Origin of the sequence: uncultured Solobacterium sp., assembly GCF_963517755.1 — a bacterium.
Lineage (GTDB): Bacteria > Bacillota_I > Bacilli_A > Erysipelotrichales > Erysipelotrichaceae > Bulleidia.
Map to the genome: position 1 here is coordinate 22,151 of NZ_CAUQGG010000007.1, position 20,541 is coordinate 42,691.

A 20,541-nucleotide genomic window follows, 5' to 3' on the forward strand; every position below is an offset into this window, starting at 1 on the left:
AATGGCAAATTCATTAGGATATTCTGTATTTTTAAGTACATTTGAAAAACAAAAGTCATACTTGCAAGGCGTAGGAAAGAATCATCCACTTGTATTTGTGTCATTACACATCGCAGAAGAGTTTAGTGATACATATACAAAAGACATGCATGCAATGTGTGCTTGGTTAAATGAAGAGGGTTTCCGTATTGTGGCGGATGTATCTACAAAATCATTAGAGTTATTTCAGGTCTCCTCTGTACGAGAAATCGCAAAGTTACTAGATGTATATGCATTGCGCTTGGATTATGGTTTTGACCATGCGGAGATGCTAGCGTTAGCAAAAGAGATGCCAATTGTACTAAACGCATCCACCATTCGTGTGGATGAAGTAGAAGACTTGGTGCGTGAAGGAAAAGAAATCCTTGCCATGCATAACTACTATCCACGTAGTGAAACAGGGCTAGATGACGAGTACTTCTTAAAGATTACACAGTCATTACAGGCTGCAGGTATCCACGTGATTGCCTTCATCCCAGGGGATGTATTAAAGCGTGGACCTATCTTTGAGGGTTTACCAACTCTGGAACATCATCGCCATATTTCTCCATACGCAGCGTTTATGGAGCTAACGTTAAAGTATCATGTAGATCAAGTATTTGTAGGAGATCCTGGAATCAGTGCATATGAGATACAGCGCATTCAATCGTATTGCGATACAGGGGTAATTGATATTCCAGCCACTTTAAAACATGCGGAACATTTCTATGATAAGGAAGTAACTTGTCGTATCGATAGTCCTTCTTGGATTATTCGTGTAGAAGAAGCACGCTTATTAAAGAAGGCAGATGAACACATCGCACCAAACAACACAACGACACGTGAAATTGGCGCAATCACCATGGATAATGATGCTTACCTGCGTTATGCAGGAGAAGTACAGATTGTCCGTAGCGCACTTCCAGCAGATAATCGTGTGAATGTTATTGGTCATGTATCACCTAAGGACTTGTCTATCTTAAAACTTATTAAGGGTGGCATGAAAATTCGATTTGTAAGAGAAGATATGTGATGTATCTTCTTTTCTTTTGCATTTCATCATAAAATAGAGATATGAAACAACTGTATTATTCATTTCCACAATATCTCAAAGATACCTTCGGACGTAAACTTTACAAAGTAGCACTTGAAACAGGTATGACTTGTCCAAATCGCGATGGCAAGGTCGCTGTTGGAGGTTGTATCTTCTGTGGTGAAGGTGGTTCTGGGGATTTTGCAATTTCCTATGAAGGGAAACGTTTAAGCAGAGAAGAACTGATTTATAATCACCAAGAAATTCCTAAGGGTGACTATATCGCATATTTTCAATCCTTTACAAATACCTACGCATCTATCGTAAAGCTACGGAAAATCTTTACCGCAGCCTTACAAGATGATTTATTTGCGGGCATTTCTATTGCGACTAGACCTGATTGTTTAGGAGAAGATGTTATCTCACTTTTAAAAGAATTAAAAGAGAATTATCCAAATAAGTTTATTTGGATAGAACTTGGTTTACAAACGATTCATGAGAGTACTGCCAAATGGATGAACCGTGGTTATCCACTTGAAGTGTTTGATAAAGCGGTTAAGGATCTAAAGGCAATTAATATCAGTGTGATTGTGCATATCATTATTGGCCTTCCTGGGGAAGATCAAAAGATGTTGTTAGAAACGATACAACATTTAAATGCATGTGCAATTGATGGTGTGAAGTTACAGTTATTACATTATTTAAAAAATACAAGATTAGGGATGCAATATTTATTGAATCCATCTCAATATCATGTTTTAGAGATGGATGAGTACGTAGAACTTGTGACAGAGTGTATTGCACATTTAGATGAACATATTGTAATCCATCGCTTAACAGGAGATGGAAATGCGGATGAGTTGATTGCGCCATTATGGAGTATAGATAAACGGAGAGTATTAAATTCTATCAATCATATGTTGAAGATAAAAAATTATATACAGGGTTGTAAATTGTCAAAATAATGTGTATGGGTTAGAAGAGTTAAATGTGAAAAATGCTTGAATTTTAGCCTAAAATATTTTAAATTGAATTTGTTTCCGTGTGTTTTAGATGGGGAGATTTTAAAGGGTCTAATGATCCACAGGAGGAATGATGGAACTTACATCCATTAGATGGGATATTATCCTAGGTGGCTTTGGTCTATTCTTGATTGGTATCAATTTCATGGGCGATGGCTTAAAAGCTGTTGCTGGTGATAAATTGAGAGATTATATTGATAAATATACAACCAATCCATTCAGTGCTTTTTTGATTGGTATTGCGATTACAATCGTCATGCAGTCCAGCTCAGCTTCAACCGCAATTACGATTGGCTTGGTTCGTGCAGGTCTTATGAATTTGGAACAGGCTGCAGGTATTGTCATGGGTGCCAATATTGGTACAACAGTAACATCATTATTGATTTCCCTGGATATTAATAAGTTTGTTTTATACTTTGTATTCGTCGGTGCAATGATTATCTGCTTTGGTAAGAAACAGAAAATTAAGAGTACTGGTTATATCATTCTTGGTTTTGGTTTGATTTTCTTTGGTTTGAATTCGATGGGTGATGAACTTGCGGCAATTAAAGATGTGCCTGCATTTATGTCCTTTGCGGAAGCTATGTCCAAAAATCCATTCTTATCACTACTTGCTGGTACAATCATGACTGGTGCAGTACAAGCATCAGCTGCGACAATTGGTGTCGTACAGAAGATGTATGAAGCTGGTGCATTAACATTTAGCGCAGTATTACCATTCGTATTTGGTGCTAATATTGGTACAACTGTTACGGGTATCTTAGCTTCAATTGGTGGTTCTACAGCTGCTAAGAGAACGGCTGGTATCCATATCCTGTTCAATATTATTGGTACTACCATTGGTATGATATTCTTGGTGCCATACGCAAACTTTATTCAATGGATTTGTGCAGAGTTACATATTGGTGGAATGATGCAGATAGCGGTAGCACATATCGTCTTTAACACAAGTGCAACCATCGTATTCTTCCCACTACTTCGCCAATTTACAGCACTAATTCGTTTGATTGTTCGTGGTGAAGAACCTAAGAAGATTGAAATTAATATCGATGAGTTGGATGCTCATCTTGCTAGTACTGAACTTCCTGCAGTTGCGATTTCTGCAGCTAGAGATGCGATCTTCAAGTTAGCGGATGTTGTTAGTGAAGATGTCTCTGATTCTCGTACTTTCCTAAATAAGCCTGGTACGGATGAAGATTTTGAGAACCTAAAGCAATCTGAGTCTATGATCAACTCTTTGGATCGTAAGATTACAGAGTTCTTGGTTCAGGTTTCCGCAAATTCCAATTTAACAGCTATTGATCAAGCGGATATTCGTAGGGATCTAGAAATCATCAAGAACTTAGAACGTTTAGGAGACTTATCTATGAACCTCTCTGAGTTTTATAAGATGGTTCAAGAAGACCGTAGTGAACTAACCTCCTTTGCGATGGCTGACATCAACGGTATGTATGATAAGTTTAAAGAAATGTACGCAAAGGCAATTGCAGTATACCGAACAAAAGATAAGATTATCTACGAAGAATTAATGGCATTAGAAGAAGAAATGGATAAGGCAGAGTATGTAGCACGTCAAGCGCATTTCACACGTATGTCTAAGAACCAATGTGAATCTTCTGTGGCTGCTTCAATCTACTGTGATATTCTTGGTACATTAGAGCGTATGGGTGACCACTGCTGTAATATTGCCAAGTCAGCGCTATTAGATTATGTAGATGCTAGTTTTAATCCAACCCTGACAGACGCAACAACAAAATAGTTGATATATGAAACATCTTGCGAAAAATAAAAGCGTAAGATGTTTTTTTGAATTACATTAAGTGTATTTTTAAAAAGAAATGCCTATAATGGAAACGTATCTTAAAACAGAAAGGATATATGAAATATGAGTATTAATTTTCGTAAAGTCGCAGTTGTAGGTTGTGGATTTGTTGGATCTTCTAGCGCATTTGCTTTAATGCAAAGCGGTCTATTTTCAGAAATGGTTTTATTAGATGTAAATCGTGCTAAGGCTGAAGGAGAAGCCATGGATATTGGTCATGGTACTTCAATCAGTTCTCCAATGAATATCTATGCGGGTGATTATTCCGATATTAAGGATGCGGCTATCATTATCGTTACAGCCGGTGCTGCCCAAAAGCCAGGTGAAACACGTCTTGACTTAATCAAGAAGAATATCCAGATTCACTCTGGTATTATGGCTGAAATTAAGGCACAAAATCCTGAAGGAATCTTATTGATTGTAGCTAATCCAGTTGATATCCTAACTTACTATGCACAGAAAGCTTCTGGCATGCCAGAGAATCGTGTATTTGGCTCAGGCACTGTATTAGACTCTGCACGTCTAAGATATCTATTAGGAACACGTTTGGATGTTGACTCACGTTCTGTTCACGCATATGTTATCGGTGAACATGGTGATTCTGAAATCTGCACATGGTCTATGGCAAATGTATCAGGTGTTCCACTCGCTGACTTCTTCGCGTTAAGAGGTATGGGTGGTGACCTTGACATGAAGGTTGCTCAAGAAGATATCGCAGAAGATGTTAAGAATGCGGCGTATAAGATTATTGAAAGAAAGAACGCTACTTACTACGGAATTGCAATGTCAGTTGTAAGAATCTGTCGTGCAATCTTACGTGATGAAAAGTCTATCTTACCTGTATCAACTGCATTACATGGTGAGTATGGTATTAGTGATGTATCGCTAAGCGTTCCAGCAATCGTCGGCAGAAATGGTATTGAAGAATTGGTGCCAATCTCCCTGAGTGAAGAGGAACGTACAAAGCTATCTGAATCTGCAGCTGTCTTAAAGAAGACGATGGAAGGCGTAGAATTCTAACAAGAAATCCGGAGTTCCGGATTTTTTATTATAGGAAATGAAGTTTCCTATAAAAACCATACGCTATGCGTATAAGAATGGAAAAGCTTAAGCGATGAAAAAAGCCTCCGTATATAATTGAATAAGGCTGACAACCGAAATTCAAAATATAAGGAGGAGATATCAATGGCAACAAAGCCAAATGACGATTCAAGTTTATCACATACGAGATGGAACTGTAAGTATCATATTTCACATAATTCATTTGAAAGAATATCTTACATAAAAGAAAGGAATGTAGTAGAATGTTTGCGTTCGTTCTTAATATACATATCTTGAAGAGCGATATCCAGAAAGAGGGGGTATAAGTGATGAATCAAAAGGCATTAAAAACACTAGGATGGATTGCGACATGTACAGCAATGTTAATGTATGTTTCCTACTTCCCACAAATTATGAATAACCTACATGGGATGAAGAGTGGTTTCCTACAACCTATGGTTGCGGCTATCAACTGTTCCTTATGGGTGACATATGGTTTTATGCAAGAAAAGAAGGATTGGCCACTAATGATGGCAAATTTACCTGGTGTATTCTTTGGCGCAATTGCCGCAATTACAGCACTTTAGAAAGCGTTCCTAAGGGAATGTTTTTTTTATGCAAAAGATTGATGAAATCTATAGTAATATCGTTGACTTTCTACGACGATAGGAAGAAGATTAGTATGGTTTCCGAAGAGAGTGTGTGGAAACATGGAGGAGAAAAATAATGGAAAACAAAAAGAACCCTTATGCAGGTACTAAAACTGAAAAGAACCTCTTAGAAGCATTTAGAGGAGAATCAGAAGCTAGAAACAAGTATACATTCTTCGCTTCTGTAGCTAAGAAAGCAGGCTTTGAACAAATCGCTGCTCTATTCTTAAAGACAGCCGAAAATGAAAAGGAACATGCAAAGCTTTGGTTTAAGGCATTAGGCATGCTTGGTGATGTTAAGGAAAACTTACAAGCAGCTGCAAATGGTGAAAACTACGAGTGGACTGACATGTATGAACGTATGGCAAAGGATGCGGAAGAAGAAGGCTTCCACGACCTAGCTGCTCAGTTTAGAGGTGTTGGTGCTATCGAAAAGATGCATGAAGAACGTTACAGAAAGTTACTTCAGAATGTAGAAATGCAGGAAGTATTCAAGAAGAGTGAAGTGAAGATTTGGGAATGTCGTAACTGTGGTCATATCGTTGTTGGTATGGAAGCTCCAGAAGTTTGCCCAGTATGTCATCACCCACAAGCATTCTTTGAAATTCACGCAGAAAATTTCTAAGATGATAAATTTATGCCAAAGTACACTGTGCTTTGGCTTTTTTTGTTGTAAGATACATCGTATATGTATAAACAAATAGACAGTTTTTTTCAGTGGAAAAAGATAATAAAATGATGGGAATGATTGCACTAGTATGATTAAAAAGGGTAAAATCAGTATGTAAAGTTGGAGAAAATATATGGGAAAAATCTATACAATCGGTGAAGCATTAATTGACTTTATTCCAGTACAGACAGCCGCAAGCCTAAGTGCTGTGGATGCCTTTCAAAAAAGACCAGGGGGAGCACCAGCTAATGTGGCAGTAGCGGCAGCGAAACTAGGTGCAGAAGCTTATTTTATTGGTATGGTTGGAGATGATCCATTTGGACATTTCTTAAAAGATACGATTGCGAGTTATGGTGTTAATACAAAATATTTAAAGACTACAAAGAAGGCAAAGACAGCACTAGCTTTTGTAAGCCTTGCGGATGATGGACAACGTGACTTTAGTTTCTACCGTAATCCAAGTGCAGACTTACTCTTAGATAAGTGTGATGTTGAAGAAGTTGAATTTACAAGCGATGACTATATCAGTTTTGGCTCTGTTGACTTAGTGGAGTATCCTGTAAAGTACGCAACAGAGTATTTGTTACAGAAGGCAAAAGCAGCGAATGCGACAATCCTGTTTGATCCAAACATCCGTAAAGATCTTTGGGATGATTTAAATGAGTGTAAACAAACAGTATTATCCTTTATGAAGTATGCAAATATCGTTAAGATGGCAGATGATGAAGTAGAATTCATCACTGGTAAAAAGTCAGTCAAAGAAGCTATCGAAGTGGTAAAACAATATGGTGTTGAACATGTCATTGTGACATATGGACCTGAGGGTAGTGATGCGTACCTGAAACATTGTCATAGCCATGCGGATGCGCGTAAAGTTAATCCAGTTGATACAACTGGTGCAGGTGATACGTTTGTTGGTGCGCTGTTATACTATTTAGATCATCACAAACAAAAGCCTGATCAGATTTCACCTGAGATGATCAAAGATGGATTATGCTTTGCAAATCACGCAGCTGCCATCGTTACGACGAAAAAGGGTGCGATGAATGCAGCCCCAACATTAGAAGAATTACAGAAATAAAAAATAGGAGAATATCATGTTTAAAAGAGCAGAGATGAATACCTATGAAGCAGAGATTACTTGTCATTCCTGTGGGAAGAAAGAAAAGGTTAAAATCAAATCACTCATTGATACAGCTTTAGATCCATCGGCAGAAACAAACCTACTACGTGGTAAATTATTCCGTCATAGCTGCTCAAAATGCCATACGGAACAAAACATGTTATATACATGCATGTATCATGATGGTAGTAAGAATCTTTTGATTGGATATCCAGATAACCAAAAAGATTATGAAGAGATGAACCTCATGTTCAATCGTCGCTATCATCGTGATGAGTTAGATGAAGCCTTAAATAAGTGGATTGAAACATGCACGAAGAGAATTGTGTCGAATCAATCAGACATGCAAGAAAAGGCATTGATTGCCCTACTTGGGTTAGATGATCGTATCATTGAAATCGGTAAGTATGTAACAGGTGATCTGGCTAAGATACAATCACAAAGTTTGGAAATCGATCATATGTATTTCAATACAAGTGGTGATGAGTATGCGTTCTTGATTCAATCTGGTGATGGGATTGTGGGAGAAGTTCCTTTTACCAAAGAACTGTATCAAACTTTAGAAGAACACTACAAACCATATCTAGCTGAAGATGAATCTGTAGAAATTGACTCTAATTGGGTCAGTGATTTCCTAAGAAAAGTAAAAGATAAGCAGAGCCAGTCAAACTAATGACTGGCTCTTATTGTTAGTTCAATCATGTGTAGTGCAGTAGCACGTAGTTCATATTGAATCTGTTCTTGGTTTTGATTTAATTTTGTTTGTATCGATGCTAGTTGACTAGTTTGTGTGCGATTTGTTTGTAAGGTGATGATAAGATCGTTATCTTCTACCTTCATATCAATTACCTTCACATTACAGTTAAATTCATTTGCAAGGAAGACAGCCATATTTTGTGCAATCGTATAACGTGTTTCTTGTATATCTTGCCGTAATTGATTTCGTTTATTTGCTTGACGACGAATTGAGTACTTCTTGATATAGTAAACAAATCGTATAAATGTAACAATAATAAAGAAGAATAACGCAAGCTGGTAATAATCTAAAGTGAAGATTGAGAATACCTTCTGTATCGAATACATGTATGCATGTATTGAAGAGAGTATCACAGCAATGCCTGTTGCGATCCGTGCATGATGTGGAATTGCTTGTAAGAAGGATGCGATAAATAATAGACTATAGGAAATAAACTGATAGTCTTTGGTTGGCTCTGCACTATAGAAAATTTGATAGAGTTGAATGATTGACCAACCGAAGAAGAGAATTGCCATTGCCTGATACAGTGTATAACGATTATCTTCTTCTATCGGTTCTACATGATCCCATAATAGGACATCTGCCTCTTCAGCAAGCTTACGTGCACCCGAGGAAAAATCGCTGTTGGTGATCACAACTGCTTTATCTAGCTTGTAATAAGCGATACCGGAGAAGGCTTGCTGTACAGCATCGTTTCCTACAGTTCCACTGTAATACTTACACTGAAAACCGTATTTTAAATTCCCTTTGGTAGCGATAATATCAATACCTTGATCACCACTTACCTTGGTGAGAGTAATATTCTTATATCCAAGCTTGGATAAATATTTTGCACAGCTGTGTTCGTATTGAATTCCGTTCATAAAATCATTATACAGTACTTATTTTGAATTTGCAGGAAGAAGGGTAAATAATTCATTTTTACGCTTTTCTTCTTCGATAAGGTTATTATAAGCGAGCTGTGCATACGTCTCTAATTTCGATGAATACGCATTATGTTCACCATAAACAAAGTAGTTACCATCTTTATCAATACAACCTAAAGCCGATACGACAGGTACATCTTGATATACATTTTGAAGGAAGTTTTGATATGGCGTTAGTTTTGCGTTTGCGTTTTCCGCAAGTAAGGTACTGAGGTAGTTTGCGCTGATATAAGGGATACTACCACTAGGAATGTCATAGTTGGCCCACATAAAGAAGTGAGTGATATATCTCTGTTGATTTTCCGCATCACTAAGTTCGTGTAGACTCTTGCCATAGAGTTCTTCGTAGAATGCATCTTCAATAAATGGTTGATGGTCACCATACATTAGAATGATTGTTGGCTCAGATACATTTTTAAAGTAATTGACAAGCTGTTCTAGGGCTATGTCACTTCTACGGATGATACTGAGATACTCTTCTGTCTGTGGGTAATTTCCCTTCATGGAAGTGATATGTACATCATGAATCAATCCGGTATCGTATGGGGAATGATTCTGCATCGTCACATTAAACATGAAGAATGGTTTTGTTGGATCACGTTGTTTATATAAATCAATGACATGTTGGAAATCCCATTCATCAGAGATATAGTTTCTTAACTTCTGATAGTTTGTGATATCTTCCATACCAATAAATCGTTCAAAGTTCATGTATTGATAGGTATTGATACGATTCCAATTCTCTTTGTGGTAAGGATGGAAGGCAGTCGTACTATAGTTTTGATCAGATAAAGTCATCGCAAGACCGGGCTGTGTATGTTTTTCATATAGCGTATAGGCATTGGAGCCAATCGGTAAAAAAGCCATAGAGTTACCGGTCAAAAATTCATATTCCGTATTGCTGGTGCCAGTTCCTATCGTGGAAACATAGATATTTCCTTGAATGGTATTTTTAGTATTTTTCATACTGTTTTCAAATGGAAGATAATCTTTATCGGTCTCGAATTTTCCGACTACTTGTAAGTCGGAGAAGGCTTCATTCATGATGGTGATGATATTTGGGTGTTCTACTGTCGCGTTTGGAAGCTGCCCAAGTGCCGTTTCTGTGATGGTTTGTTTAGAACTGGTATTTTCCTTTAACTTTGTTGAAAGTGTTTCTATATCATAGCCATGTGGCTTTTGAAGGGATAGATAGCGTGTATTGACGAAGAATTCCGCAATTGCACCGTAGTTTTCATATCCTCTTGCTTGATTGAAGAAGTCTGGTGTTGCGCCAAGCGTAAGTTGAAAGAAATCTGTACCATAGAAAGTAATTAGTACTGCAGCAGATAGGAAGAGGCAAGTTGTACGATAGAGTATCCGTTGTTTTGTCTTCTTTGTTTTTGGTAACCAGAATAATAGCGCAAAGATAATATTGACTATAGTTAGCGTAAATAGCACCTGTACATTAAATGTCAGTTGATAATTGGTGGCGACGCCAGCTGCAGTTTTGATGACACTTAAATCCCATGGTAAAAGAGGGATACCTTTAAACTGCTTTACATACATGTTTGCGATTCCAAAAATGCTTAGGATGATAGTGGTAATCGCAAAGGAGAATTTCATGTTTGCAAGTAGTACGTAGAAAATCATCGCAAGCAGAAGAATAATGCCGTAGTTTACAAATACATTACCGATACCTTCGATATCGGAGAGTAAGTTATTATTACAGAGTTCGACTGCCATTTCTATCAGTAGCGGTACAAGCATGATTGTAATCACTTTGATTATCGTATCGATTTTTGGTTTGTGGGGTATCCATTTTAGAAGAATTGGTAGGAACGATACGATGATTGTGATGAGAAACATGGTATTTGTTGGATCGAGTTTATGATAATCCTGATAAAAATAGATATTTTCGATCAACAAAATGGTCGTGATTAGGAGTGAAGTGATGCGTCTTAATTTATTCATAAGAATATTATAGTTGGATTGTAATGGAATTGTCACTTTTGTTATATATACTATGCTTGCAAGATGGTAGAATATTATTAAAGAGTTAGTTTATTCTACTTATATCAAAAGAAATACATCATTTTGCAAGATATAGTCTGTTAGAAAAGATACAGGAGAATTTATATGTTAAAAAGTAAGAAGATTTTGATTGCGGTACTTGTTGCGGTGGTGGCGATTGTCGCTACAATATTTACCTTCTTCCAAAAGAATCTTGGTGGAGCTAGTGGTGGAGCGGTTGCCTATGTAGATACCATTAGTAATATCATGGGTTCCACAGGTGGTGGAAATGACCGTTATTCTGGTGTGGTGGAAGCCCAACAGAGTGTAAAGGTCAATAAAAATCAAGAGAAGAAGATTGAACAGGTGTTCGTGTCTGTGGGTGATCAGGTAATTCCTACCACAGTCCTTTTCCGCTATGATGTTTCGGAAGCACAGAAACAAATTAGCTCAATCAATCTAGATATTGAATCATTAAGAGGCACAATTACGGACAAGAATAATGCAATCTCTGAATATAAGGCTAGCGGTGATACCAGCCAGGTTGCGATTGCGGAAAATGATATTCGTGTTGCACAGTTATCTATCCAACAAAAACAGTTGGATTTGGCTGCGAAACAAAAAGAAATCGATACTGCGGATGTGCTTGCTAATACAACCGGTATTATTAAGGCTATCAATGAAAATAGTACAGATGCGCAAGGTAATGCAACTGCCTTTATCGAAATCTCACAATCTGGTGAATTTAGAGTCAAGGGTACTATTGATGAAACATCTATTACATCTATTTCTCTTGGAGAAGAGATGATTGTACGTTCTAGAACGGATGAGTCAAAGTTCTGGACAGGCAAAATTACAGAAATCAAGACAGAACCAAATGCAAAACAAAATGATATGTACAGCATGGGCGGCTCTAGTAATTCTGAAAAGGCCAGTACGTATCCATTCTATATTTCATTAGATTCTTCAGATGGCTTAATGTTAGGCCAGCACGTGTATTTAGAAAAGAATAACGGAACTGCTGTGAAGAAGGATGGTATTTGGTTAGATGCGTCTTATATCGTGATGGAAGGCGATAAAGCATATCTATGGGTTGCCAATCAGAATCATCGCTTAGAAAAGCGTGAAGTTGAAATTGGTGAATTAGATGAAAATCTGTACCAATATGAGATTAAATCTGGGGTATCTGAATCTGATAGTATCGCATGGCCAATGGAAGACTATAAAGAAGGTATGAAGACAGAATCTATCTCTACAGTAGGAAGTGGAGAATAAGTATGTTATTGAACTTACAAGGAATCTATAAAAGCTATGGTGGCACCATTGAAGTACCTGTTTTAAAGAATGTTTCAATACAGGTAGAAGAAGGTGAGTATGTCGCAATTATGGGTCCTTCTGGTTCTGGTAAGACAACGCTAATGAACATCATTGGCTGTTTAGACCGCTGTACAGAAGGAACTTATGAACTAGATGGCACAGATATTTCGCGTATCTCTGAAAATGAGTTATCAGAAGTACGTTTAAAGAAGATTGGTTTTGTATTTCAAACATTTGAACTTTTGCCAGGTGAAACTGCAATTGAAAACGTAGCTTTACCACTAGTGTATGCTGGTGTTCCAAAGCCAGAACGTGAAAAGGCTGCGATTGAAGCACTAACTAAGGTTGGTTTAGGCGAACGTGTAAACTTTAAACCAAACCAATTATCTGGTGGACAGAAACAACGTGTAGCGATTGCACGAGCACTCATTAATCATCCGCGTATTCTTTTAGCAGATGAGCCAACAGGAGCACTTGACCAAGCATCTGGTAAACAAGTGATGGAATTATTTGAAGAGTTAAACAAAGAGGGTGTCACAATCGTTATGATTACACATGATGCACATGTCGCAAGCATGGCAAAGCGTGTAATTCATATTATTGATGGCATGATACAGGAGGGCGCGCATGAATAAAAAACGAGTAATTATTAGTGTTTCTATCGTTGCGGCCTTCGTCATTGGATACTTTGGAATCCTGCAATATCGCAAGGCATCTCGCAAGGTGGATGTTGTGCAAGTGAGCACGATGAATATGGGCGGTAATCCAATGGAATCACAGATGAGTGGACTAGTATCAGATCCAGCTACACAGACTGTTACACCATCCGCATCACAAATCATCAGTGCGGTGTATGTTATGGAAGGACAAGCTGTATCTGTCGGTGATAAGTTACTTGCATATGATATTACTAGCTTGAACTATACAGTGGAATTAAAGAAGATTGAAATCTCTACTACACAGCTTCGTTTAGAACAAGCGAAAAAAGAATTGCAACAACTACAAAATACAAAGCCGGTAGAAAGAAAGGTAACCCCAACACCTACTCCTACACCAGAACCAGAATTTAAACTGGATACAGAAGTGGGAACACAGGTAGAAGATAATAAAGTGTGGAACTATCTAAATTCTTTAACGGATGAGGATACAGAGTTTACAAAGGATCTTGACGAACCAACACCTACCCCAACTCCACAGACTTCACCAGTTCCAACTCCTACACCAGCTCCGACACCTACCCCAACCCCAGCAGTTCCTGCTGTAAACACATATGAAAAGGGCACAAAGGCTAATCCATATCACTTTGCGATAAAGGGCGATGGTTTCCTAACTGGAAAGTTTGTGAAAGAACTGATTCAGAAAGCAGAAACAGATGGAAAGACATTCTATGTTTCCCTTGATGTTTACAAAGATGATGATAAAACAAAAGGTCTTGTGGATTCTTGGTTAGTATCTATAGATAGACTGAAGGAAATCTTAGGTACAGAAACAAATGATTTGGCAAAGGTTGATCTAAAGAAGCATGAGCTTAGCTTTATTCCAGTTCCTCACGAAGATCCAGTATCTGAAATTGAACCGGATGGGATGACGGCCTCAGAGCTTGTACGTGCTATTCACGCAAAGGAATCTGAAGTTCGTGAATATGATATCGATATTCGTCGTAAACAGTTAGAATTATCCGAATTACAGACACAGTTAGCGGATGGTGTTGTTTACGCAAAGCGAAGTGGTGTCATTAAAGGCTTAAAGGATATAAATAATGTACCTACCGATGGAACACCGTTCTTAACTGTTGCAGGTGGAACAGGTACGGAAGTAAAGGGTACTATTTCAGAATTGTTATTAACAACAATTCAAAAGGGTACTAAGGTATCTGTTACAAGTTATGAAACTGGTTCAATCTATGAAGCAGTTGTTACACAGATTGATAACTTCCCGACGAATTCTGGTGAAGGATTCTATGGTGGTAATCCAAATGTATCAATGTATGGTTTTACTGCATATATTGAAAAAGGTGATGATTTAAAACAAGGTACATATCTTGCTTTATCAATTCAACAAGAAAATATGGATACATCTTCTATCTACCTCAGCAATGCCTTTATCCGTGATGAACACGGACAGAAGTATGTTATGAAAGATGTAGATGGAAAACTTGTAAAGACATACATCAAGACAGGAAAAGTGTACTTCAATATGTCAACAGAAGTATTATCTGGTCTTGCGGATACGGACTATATTGCCTTCCCATATGGTGATGGTGCGATAGAGGGTACTCGTACGAAGATTGATATGGATGATAATGCTATGTTAGGAGGCTACTAATGGGTGAGAATATTAGATTATCAATTCGTGGAATCCTATCGCATAAGATGCGTTCAATTCTAACAATGCTGGGTATAATTATTGGTATTGCGGCAATCATCGCTATCGTTTCCACAATCAAAGGTACCAATGAACAGATTCAAACAAACCTCATCGGTTCAGGTGTCAATACCGTCAATGTACGTATGACACAAGGCGATTGGGAGTATGACTTTGGACAAGGAATTCCGGGTAAATATAAAGAAGTTTCTGCATCTCAAAAAGATGATTTAAAGAATATTTCTGGTGTAGTCAATGTATCACTCTATCATCGCCGTCAGGTATATGACGGTGTATTCCATCTGACAAACTCTTTGACTGGCGGATATGTATACGGAATCGATGATACGTATTTACAGACAAATGGCTTGGTTGTAAGTCGCGGTAGAGCTTTCTCTACAAATGATGTGGTTAAGAATCGTAAAGTATGTTTATTGGATAAAGTTTCTGCAGAACAGTTATTCCAAGGAGAAAATCCAATTGGGAAAACTGTAGAAATTCAAAAGGAACCATTCGTAGTTGTTGGTGTTGTTTCACCAGCGGTAGAGTTTGAACCTACCATTAAAAATATGAATGATTACTATACATATAACCAGGATACTTCTGGAAAGGTATATGTACCAACATCCGTCTGGCCACTATTATACCAATATGATGAGCCAGAAAATGTAATCTTACGTGCAAAAGACACAAATTCAATGACAACAATTGGTAAGCAAGCAGAAGAAATCTTAAATGCGACAGCGACTGGCAATGGTGATACAAGTTATAAGTCAGAAGATCTGATGAAGCAAGCCAAGCAAATACAACAATTATCTCAAGCAACCAATACAATGTTGTTGTGGATTGCGGGTATCTCCTTACTTGTCGGTGGTATTGGTGTAATGAATATTATGTTAGTAAGCGTAACAGAGAGAACACGTGAAATTGGTTTAAAGAAAGCAATTGGAGCTCCTAAGAAATCGATTCTGATTCAATTCCTTACAGAAGCGGTCGTTCTTACATCGACTGGTGGTGTCATTGGAGTTATCTCAGGTGTTATCCTAGCATTCTTGATATCAAAGCTTAATGGTACACCGATAGCCATTAGCGTCGAAGCTTCTATCTTCGCAGTATTATTCTCTATGTTAATTGGTATTGTGTTTGGTATCTTACCATCCTACAAGGCCGCAAACTTAAATCCTATCGACGCATTACGCCGTGAGTAAGTGGTTGATGATATCATCAATCACTTTTTTGATGCGAAAAATGGATGAGAATGATATCATAATAAAAATGTCGACAGTAGGAGGATATATGAAATTTTTATTTGCCCCCGATTCATTCAAAGGTACGATGAGTGCTATCAATATTAATCGCTTGTTAAGACATGCGACTCATCGTGTGCTTGGAAGTGTGGAATATATCGATGTAACAATGGCTGATGGTGGAGAAGGAACAGTGGAAACTGTCACTCGTAATCTGCGTGGTTCAATTATGTATGTACCAACACACGATCCATACATGAAACGAAGAGACGCTAAATTTGGTTTAGTAAATCAAAAAGAAGCAATCCTAGAAGTTGCGGAAGCAGTGGGTTTAGCATTGATTCCGCAAGAGAAACGTGATCCTCGTTACACTTCATCCTATGGTGTAGGTGAGTTAATTGCGCATATTCTTGATGATGGAATTCGTGATATTAAGATTGCGATTGGTGGAACATCCACAAATGATGGTGGTATCGGTGCCATGCAAGCGTTAGGTGTACGCTTTTTAGATAAAGGTGGCAATGAAGTAAAAGGGATTGGCGATAGTCTAAAAGATATCGCTACAATCGATACTTCACGTATGAACCCATTAGTTCAAGAAGCTAAGTTTACAATCATGTGTGATGTGGATAATCCTTTATGTGGTCCAAATGGCGCAACAATGTGCTATGGAAAACAAAAAGGAGGCACCCCAGAAGTGTTAGAAGAACTTGAAAAGGGAATGGAAAACTACCGTCAGGTTTTACTAAAAACATTTGGGAAAGATGTAAATGAAATTCCTGGCTCAGGTGCAGCAGGCGGTATGGGTGCAGCCTTCTCATTATTCTTGATTGGTGAGATGAAGTCGGGTATTGAAGTTGTAATGGATTTAATGAACTTTGATCAGATGCTAGATGGCGTTGATTATGTCATTAGTGGTGAAGGAAGAGCTGATGCACAAACATTACATGGTAAAGTACTTTATGGCATTGGTAAACGCTGCAAAGAAAAAAATATCCCAGTCATCGCAATCTGCGGATGCCTTGGAAACGGTTATGAAGCATTATATGAACACGGTATTACAAAGTTCTATGCAACAGTAGATAATGATTTGAGCGAAAAAGAAATTCTAGCAAATGCGAATGATAACTTTATGAAGGCAGCTGTTCGTATGTTTGAAGATATCAAAAATGGAAATATTTCTTAGTTGAAAGCCATCGTAAATGATATGATTTATATAGAGAAAAGTTTCATGGAGGATAATTGATATGATTTTAAAAGTTGTACGTGAAAAGGAAACGAAATACTATGTTCCTACACAGATTCAAGCAATGACAGTTTCAGCTGTATACAATTCAGATGATATGTATGATGTGACATTTATTGTAAATGGAGTTTCTGAACCAGTAAGAACTTTCCCATCTAAAGAAGATGCGGAAGAATTCTTAGTACGTTTAGATACATTGTATTGTTCACATAATCCTGAAGTTCATATTGTGAATTTGAATACCCTATAATATTTTAGAGAATAGTATTCGTAAAAGAATTAAGTAAACAAAAGCACTTCAAGACGAAGTGCTTTTGTTTAACTGCATGCATGAATGTTTTGTGGAACTTCATTGGATTGATTTTTTCGTAGTAAGACGATAAAATTTAATGTAAGGATGACTGAAGACGGAAAACCTCCTTCGCCGCCCTTGTATGTGGAATGGCTATGCTTTGACATAGTAGGGAGCTCCACCAGTTATTCTTACTATCTAATGTACATTTAAAAAGCCCACAACACGTGGGCTTATCTTACATCTTAGATCCCTTGGAACCTTTTGCGCTTGAAGCAGAGAAGTTACTGAGGATATTTGTTTCATAGGAGAAGGTCATTTTTGATCTTCTTCTTTCTCTATCTAATGCAAGTTCTACAAGCTTATCCATTAATTCAGAGAAAGATACACCAGCTGCTTGCCATAGATAGAAGGCAAGTGAGCCTGGGATGGTATTAATTTCATTTACATAAACTTTCTTAGTATCCGCGTCCATCAAGAAGTCAATACGACAAACACCAGAGGTGCCAAGTACACGGAAAGTTTCCTTCGCTAATTGTTGGATGAGTCTTGTTTGTTCATCCGTAAGTGGTGCAGGTACGATACGTGCTGTACTTGCCATACCTTTAGAACCTTCGCTCTTTGTACTCTTACTACCACCGAGGTACTTATCAGAGAAGCTGAGCAATTCATCTTGGGAAACTGAACTTACTTCTTCTAGTACACTGGCTACACAGGAATAGGAGTCTCCAACAACGGAACAGTTGATTTCACGCATTGGTTTTACAACCTTTTCTGTGATGATTTTTTCGTCATACTGACGTGCTTCATCAAAACATGCTAGATATTCTTCGTCGTTATGAGCGATAGAGATACCGACAGATGAACCTGTACGGGCAGGTTTGATAATTACTGGATAGATTAAGCGATGTACTTTATCGAGAATTTCACTTTGACGTGTATCCATTTCTGCCCCATATACCCAGAACCAGTTTGTGATTGGTAGGTTGTTATCATTGAGGACATTCTTTTGTAAAACCTTATCTTGTCCAATCGCTGCACCATAGAGGTCACATCCAGCATATGGAACTTTCAACATTTCAAAGAAACCTTGGATTGTGCCATCTTCACCATTTGTACCATGCATCACAGGGATAGCCACATCAATTGTACCTAATTCTTTAGGGCCAAATAGGGATGGCTTAACAGGACGGATTACAACACGATTATCCTCTGATGTAATGGAGACTTGTGTACATTGGGAAATCAAATGCTTGAGATCCTTGTAGTTACTCATATCCTTTAATAAATCAGATACATATAGTTTGCGTTCCTTTGAGACATATACAGGAATGACATTGTATTTATTTTTATCAAGCGCTTCAATCGCTTGATGTGCAGAGATAATACTTACTTCATGTTCGACGGATTCACCACCGAAAAATACTGCGATATTTAATTTCATAAGACCTCCGTTAACACTCCTTATTATACTCTAAACTCCATTCGAAACGAAAATGAAATTTTATAACTTAAAATGAAGTTAATCATAACTAATTAAAGTGGCTGAAAGTGTAGAGAAATCGCATAAACGTGGTAAAATATCAAGGAAGAAGAGGTAGGAATACAAAATGAATAAAATTGCACAGTTTGAAAAAGTTAGTTATGAAGAGTTTTATAAGGATTGGCTCAAGACTTTTCCAAATGAAACAAGAGATATTGCGGAAATATACAACGCAATTAAGCTTCCACGACGTGCAACGAAAGGTTCTGCAGGGTATGATTTTTATACACCAATTGATTTGAAGATTGCCCCACAAGAAACGGTATTAATACCTACTGGTATCAGAGTAAAGATGGCAGATGATTATGTATTGATGTTATTTCCACGTAGTGGACTAGGATTCAAGTATCGTTTACAGATGAATAACACAGTTGGCATTATTGATAGTGACTACTATCACGCAGATAATGAAGGTCATATCTTCTGCAAACTGACAAATGATACAAATGAAAATAAGACAGTTGACATTGCAAGTGGCCAGGGAATGTTGCAGGGTATTTTCGTATCCTTCGGCATTACGGTGGATGATGAAGTAGATGCTGTAAGAACTGGTGGCTTTGGCAGTACAACAAAATAGAAAGACAGGTAGTAAAATGGATTTAAAACTTTGGCAAGAAATAGATCAGAATGAACCAATTCCAGAACACATTTTGAAACGTATGGAGGAATTAAGACAAAAAGGTGCGATTTTACCTGAGGAAAAATATATCAAGCGTCCAACGATGATTGAAGGAATTCGCAAGGCTTCGCTATTAAATAAACAGGTATTAGACGAAGTAGAAAAGCATATTCACGTTGGTATGTCGACACAGGAAATCGATGATATTGTTAAAGATTTCACTGAAAAAAATGGTGGAATCTGTGCACCATATCACTATGAAGGTTTTCCAAAACATGTATGCACATCAATAAATAGTGTTGTATGCCATGGGATCCCAAAGCATATTCAGAAACTGCATGATGGTGATATTATCAACGTTGACTGTACAACGATTGTGGATGGCTATTATGGTGATGCGTCCCGTATGTTCTGTATTGGAAATGTAAGTGAAGAGCGCCGTAAGCTTGTCGAAGAAACAAAGAAATGTCTTGAGATTGGACTAGCAGCTGCACAACCATGGAATACTGTTGGGGATATTGGTTATGCAATACAGAAGTATGCGACATCCAAAGGATATAGTGTTGTAAGAGAATTGGGTGGCCATGGAGTAGGCATTGAATTCCATGAAGATCCATTTGTGGCGCATGTTGGTAAGAAGGGTACAGGTATGGTACTTGTACCAGGTATGATTCTTACGATTGAGCCAATGATTAACTTAGGAAAAGCTTCGGTTGTAATTGACCCATATGATAATTGGACAATCAGCACGAAAGATGGCAAAGATAGTGCACAATGGGAATATACAATCTTGATTACTGAAGATGGTAATGAAGTATTAAGTTATTAATATATTAGATAATTTGTGGAGGGTTAGTTG

The 20,541-nt window shown here is 37.7% G+C and carries 19 protein-coding genes; 16 read left to right on the forward strand and 3 right to left on the reverse strand.

Going from position 1 to position 20,541, the window contains the following annotated elements; translation table 11 throughout:
* The first annotated feature begins 1 nt into the window (after position 1).
* From RWM19_RS05345 to RWM19_RS05380, 8 genes are all read left to right on the forward strand, one after another.
* Positions 2-1,051 (forward strand): MupG family TIM beta-alpha barrel fold protein, encoded by a 1,050-nt coding sequence (locus tag RWM19_RS05345; RefSeq protein WP_313984569.1) that lies wholly within the window; start codon positions 2-4, stop codon positions 1,049-1,051.
* A 41-nt stretch (positions 1,052-1,092) separates the two neighbouring features.
* Positions 1,093-2,016 carry a TIGR01212 family radical SAM protein gene (locus tag RWM19_RS05350; protein WP_313984572.1) on the forward strand — a complete coding sequence of 308 codons (924 nt, stop codon included), beginning with the start codon at positions 1,093-1,095 and terminating at the stop codon, positions 2,014-2,016.
* 127 nt (positions 2,017-2,143) lie between these two features.
* Positions 2,144-3,832 carry a Na/Pi cotransporter family protein gene (locus RWM19_RS05355; RefSeq protein ID WP_313984574.1) on the forward strand — a complete coding sequence of 563 codons (1,689 nt, stop codon included), beginning with the start codon at positions 2,144-2,146 and terminating at the stop codon, positions 3,830-3,832.
* Between the two features lie 126 nt (positions 3,833-3,958).
* The gene (locus RWM19_RS05360; protein ID WP_294020029.1) at positions 3,959-4,915 is read left to right on the forward strand and encodes an L-lactate dehydrogenase; all 957 of its coding nucleotides are present in this window, start codon (positions 3,959-3,961) and stop codon (positions 4,913-4,915) included.
* A 350-nt stretch (positions 4,916-5,265) separates the two neighbouring features.
* Positions 5,266-5,523 carry a SemiSWEET family transporter gene (locus RWM19_RS05365; RefSeq protein ID WP_294020030.1) on the forward strand — a complete coding sequence of 86 codons (258 nt, stop codon included), beginning with the start codon at positions 5,266-5,268 and terminating at the stop codon, positions 5,521-5,523.
* Between the two features lie 139 nt (positions 5,524-5,662).
* Complete coding sequence (gene rbr / locus RWM19_RS05370) at positions 5,663-6,211, forward strand: rubrerythrin (protein ID WP_294020031.1); 549 nt, start codon at positions 5,663-5,665, stop codon at positions 6,209-6,211.
* A gap of 178 nt (positions 6,212-6,389) precedes the next feature.
* Positions 6,390-7,337, forward strand: coding sequence for a carbohydrate kinase (locus RWM19_RS05375; protein ID WP_313984579.1), 948 nt, complete (start codon positions 6,390-6,392; stop codon positions 7,335-7,337).
* Between the two features lie 16 nt (positions 7,338-7,353).
* The gene (locus tag RWM19_RS05380) at positions 7,354-8,052 is read left to right on the forward strand and encodes a CpXC domain-containing protein (protein WP_294022874.1); all 699 of its coding nucleotides are present in this window, start codon (positions 7,354-7,356) and stop codon (positions 8,050-8,052) included.
* On the opposite strand, the gene RWM19_RS05385 is transcribed toward RWM19_RS05380, so the two are convergent.
* Together RWM19_RS05385 and RWM19_RS05390 are read right to left on the reverse strand one after the other, a co-directional pair.
* Complete coding sequence (locus tag RWM19_RS05385) at positions 8,049-8,999, reverse strand: restriction endonuclease (RefSeq protein ID WP_313984584.1); 951 nt, start codon at positions 8,997-8,999, stop codon at positions 8,049-8,051. The genes RWM19_RS05380 and RWM19_RS05385 overlap by 4 nt on opposite strands.
* An 18-nt stretch (positions 9,000-9,017) precedes the next feature.
* Entirely contained in the window at positions 9,018-11,015 is a 1,998-nt protein-coding gene (locus RWM19_RS05390; RefSeq protein ID WP_313984587.1) for an LTA synthase family protein, read from the reverse strand.
* A gap of 165 nt (positions 11,016-11,180) precedes the next feature.
* Between RWM19_RS05390 and RWM19_RS05395 the strand changes: the two genes are divergently transcribed.
* The 6 genes from RWM19_RS05395 to RWM19_RS05420 all read left to right on the forward strand — a co-directional run bounded on the left by RWM19_RS05395 (position 11,181) and on the right by RWM19_RS05420 (position 17,478).
* On the forward strand, positions 11,181-12,329 hold the full coding sequence (locus tag RWM19_RS05395; protein WP_294022871.1) for an efflux RND transporter periplasmic adaptor subunit: 1,149 nt from the start codon (positions 11,181-11,183) through the stop codon (positions 12,327-12,329).
* 2 nt (positions 12,330-12,331) lie between these two features.
* Positions 12,332-13,006 carry an ABC transporter ATP-binding protein gene (locus RWM19_RS05400; RefSeq protein ID WP_294022870.1) on the forward strand — a complete coding sequence of 225 codons (675 nt, stop codon included), beginning with the start codon at positions 12,332-12,334 and terminating at the stop codon, positions 13,004-13,006.
* Positions 12,999-14,696: a hypothetical protein gene (locus RWM19_RS05405; RefSeq protein WP_313984591.1), complete on the forward strand. Its 1,698-nt coding sequence runs from the start codon at positions 12,999-13,001 to the stop codon at positions 14,694-14,696. Before RWM19_RS05400 ends, RWM19_RS05405 begins: the two co-directional genes overlap by 8 nt.
* Complete coding sequence (locus tag RWM19_RS05410) at positions 14,696-15,943, forward strand: ABC transporter permease (protein ID WP_294022868.1); 1,248 nt, start codon at positions 14,696-14,698, stop codon at positions 15,941-15,943. The genes RWM19_RS05405 and RWM19_RS05410 overlap by 1 nt, the downstream gene beginning before the upstream one ends.
* 88 nt (positions 15,944-16,031) lie before the next feature.
* Complete coding sequence (locus RWM19_RS05415) at positions 16,032-17,168, forward strand: glycerate kinase (protein WP_313984596.1); 1,137 nt, start codon at positions 16,032-16,034, stop codon at positions 17,166-17,168.
* 61 nt (positions 17,169-17,229) lie between these two features.
* Entirely contained in the window at positions 17,230-17,478 is a 249-nt protein-coding gene (locus tag RWM19_RS05420) for a hypothetical protein (RefSeq protein ID WP_294022866.1), read from the forward strand.
* 280 nt (positions 17,479-17,758) lie between these two features.
* Here RWM19_RS05420 and RWM19_RS05425 read toward each other — a convergent pair whose 3' ends face one another.
* Complete coding sequence (locus RWM19_RS05425; RefSeq protein ID WP_294026661.1) at positions 17,759-18,964, reverse strand: D-alanine--D-alanine ligase family protein; 1,206 nt, start codon at positions 18,962-18,964, stop codon at positions 17,759-17,761.
* 166 nt (positions 18,965-19,130) lie between these two features.
* Here RWM19_RS05425 and RWM19_RS05430 point away from each other — a divergent pair, with 166 nt between their 5' ends.
* Together RWM19_RS05430 and map are read left to right on the forward strand one after the other, a co-directional pair.
* On the forward strand, positions 19,131-19,640 hold the full coding sequence (locus RWM19_RS05430; RefSeq protein WP_313984600.1) for a deoxyuridine 5'-triphosphate nucleotidohydrolase: 510 nt from the start codon (positions 19,131-19,133) through the stop codon (positions 19,638-19,640).
* Positions 19,615-20,511 carry a type I methionyl aminopeptidase gene (gene map, locus RWM19_RS05435; protein WP_313984603.1) on the forward strand — a complete coding sequence of 299 codons (897 nt, stop codon included), beginning with the start codon at positions 19,615-19,617 and terminating at the stop codon, positions 20,509-20,511. The genes RWM19_RS05430 and map overlap by 26 nt, the downstream gene beginning before the upstream one ends.
* The last annotated feature ends 30 nt before the right edge of the window (positions 20,512-20,541 follow it).